3 protein-coding genes are annotated in these 2,594 nt (G+C 59.3%); all 3 read right to left on the reverse strand.

Going from position 1 to position 2,594, the window contains the following annotated elements:
- Positions 1 to 96: 96 nt before the first annotated feature.
- The gene (locus Y707_RS22770; protein WP_051441561.1) at positions 97 to 750 is read right to left on the reverse strand and encodes a hypothetical protein; all 654 of its coding nucleotides are present in this window, start codon (positions 748 to 750) and stop codon (positions 97 to 99) included.
- 235 nt (positions 751 to 985) lie between these two features.
- Positions 986 to 1,729: a GAF and ANTAR domain-containing protein gene (locus Y707_RS0102045; protein WP_026533856.1), complete on the reverse strand. Its 744-nt coding sequence runs from the start codon at positions 1,727 to 1,729 to the stop codon at positions 986 to 988.
- A 188-nt stretch (positions 1,730 to 1,917) separates the two neighbouring features.
- Positions 1,918 to 2,259: a GNAT family N-acetyltransferase gene (locus tag Y707_RS0102050; protein ID WP_051441562.1), complete on the reverse strand. Its 342-nt coding sequence runs from the start codon at positions 2,257 to 2,259 to the stop codon at positions 1,918 to 1,920.
- Between the last annotated feature and the right edge of the window lie 335 nt (positions 2,260 to 2,594).

The following is a 2,594-nucleotide window of genomic DNA, read 5'->3' on the forward strand; positions in this document are numbered from 1 at the left end:
CGCGATGACCTGATCCGGGGTATGTCTACGTGCCATTGTTGTGAATTTCCTCCTGCATCCATTATCGGATGCGAAACTCACATAGTCACCGGGCTCCTACCCGGGGACCCAACCAAGTTGTTCGTTGCTCAGGGAGGCCATGCTGAAGGAAACCGCTACGAGCAGCACCAGGGTTACCAGGGTCGTGGTGTCGCTTCCGAAGTAGGTTCTGAAGACGGCACCGTCGGGACCTACCGCCAGGAAGACTATGCAACGCGCGAAGTAATAGACGGCAAGCAACCCTGATGCTGCCGCCAGAGGGCGGTGGACACGGGAATAACCTGGCTCCAAGCGCCACAGCTCAAGGGAAGCGAGGGCGATTCCCAGGCACATCAGCGCCAGGAAAACGGCGCCGCCGGCCCAGTTGTTGGTGGCGGGGTCTTCGACGACGGAAGCCAAGAGGGTCAGTAGCAGAGCTGCAGCGAAGATCCAGGCCGGCGGCCTCGTTGCTCTCAGGGACCTGGCTCCGGCCCAGACACTGACCGCGCCCATCACGAGCAGAACGTTTCCCAGAGGGTTGGCCCACCTCTGATGAAAAGTGCCGTCCAGAAGATACGCGGCCGAACCGGTGAGAAACAGTCCCAGCGCAACGCACCACCAGGCGCTGTAGGCAGAACGAGTGCTGCGGAAAGTCACGAAATAGAAGAGTACGACCAGGGTCAGCGCAGTTATGCTGAAAGCCACTCGCAGAGTGGTGGTATCGAGCGTCATTTCCGGGCTCCGCCTGTCCGCAGAGTCATCGAGACTGAGTTGCAACGTTTCGTCGCGTGCCAGCGCGTGTTCTTGCAGATCCGCGGACTCCCCAGCAAGCCCACGCGCTTCCGGTGATCCTAGCACCCGGATCCGACCATGGACCTATCGGGAAGGGTCATGGATGGTAATGATCAGGTCACACCGGCAGTAAGGGTACTCCGGCCCTAACTGACGGGATCGCCACAGACGACGCTCAGTGCTGGAAGTGCGTTACCGGCTCATTTTTCTGTCCGACGGAGGCAACGATCTCGGCCGCAACTTCGCGCACCTTGATGTTCCGATGCGAGGAGGCATCGCGCAGGATCTCGAAGGCGCTCTCCTGTGAGCACCGGCTTTGGCCCATAATGATCCCGACAGCCAGGTCGATCGTCGTCCGCGATGCCATCGCTGCCTTGAGATTCGCCTCAGTGTCGTTGTGCTGGGTCAGCCGCAGCGCCAGGCGCAACGCGTTCGAAGCCTGGACGGCAAAGGACTCAGCAATCTCGATCACGTCGTCGAACTTGCGGACCTCATCCGAATACAGGTTCAACGCAGCACTCGCCCCACCCTCCAACTGGAAGGGGACGGCGAGAATAGAACGCATCCCGCGGTCGGCCACGTTGCGGGTAAATTCCCGCCAGCGCGCATCGTTGTTGAGATCAGGAATATAGTTGGTGACGTGTTCGCGTGCCGCATTCAGGCATGGTCCATCAGGATATTCGTACTGCAGCTCATCCATGGCTTGCGCACGTTCACTGCTGCTGGCCACCGTGACGGCCTTCTTATGCCGCAGAAGCGTGATGCCGCATAAGACCTCGTCATCGTCTCCGGAGAGTTTTGCCGCTGTGTAATGGGACAGTTCATCCAGAAAATTCTCGACATCATCCGTGCCCAGAATCATGTTCTGCAAATGTTCGAGCGTCGAGTCCTCAGCCGTGCCGGTACTCGTAGTGCTCATCGGTGCCCCAATTCAGTCCACATCCTATAGATATGCAGTGGGCACCAGTTATGTACACGATTCCGGCGGGCGGACGTCGTGCGGTCCCAGCACCAACCGCTTAAACAAGCGATAGATTGGGCCGCGTCTTGACCGTCGCTTCAATATTACAGAACCACGGGCAGTGCGCCAACGAGGGCCAGCCGGACTCAAGATAACGACGCGGCGCCGTCGATGAAACCGAAGCGCTGGCGCTGGTCTGCCGGGACGAGGGCAAAGTATTCAGGCCTGGTGGCCATAAAGGCCCGGACCATAGGGCAGTAGGGCAGGACGGCCAGACGGCGGTGATGCATATCGTCGAGGATCCCGCCAAGGAAAGACGCGGCGAAATCACGGTTCCGGTACGCAGGGGCCAGCTCCGTGAGGATGAAGCACATCCGGCCATCGGTCATTTCGTATTGGAGGAAACCAGCTCGTGTTCCGTGGTCGTAGATGTCGAACCGCGACTGCGCGAAATTGTGCTGCACCCCTGGGAGTGCCTCGCCGGTCACGCCGCCGCCATCCGGGAGAGGCCGCCGCTGGCATCAACGCGGGCGGAAGTTTTGTCGATGTTCCGACGGACCAACACGTGCAGTCGCTGTTCCAAGAAATGACTCCTCAAGGGTGTGCGCAGGAATGTATGGCCGACTGCTGAACCAACAAAAACACTACCGGTTGCCTCGGCCAACTACAAGGGTACGCGTTGACTCATAGAAAACCTCCGCGTAACTGCATACGTTGCCTCAATTGAAAACCTCCGCGTAGCGGCGTGGTTCACGGTGTAGGCAGCTGTTGCAGGTTATGCCCGTTTCTATGGAGCTAACGATGGCCCAGCGCCAAGCCGTGA

Source organism: Arthrobacter sp. H14 (assembly GCF_000520495.1).
GTDB lineage: Bacteria > Actinomycetota > Actinomycetes > Actinomycetales > Micrococcaceae > Arthrobacter_C.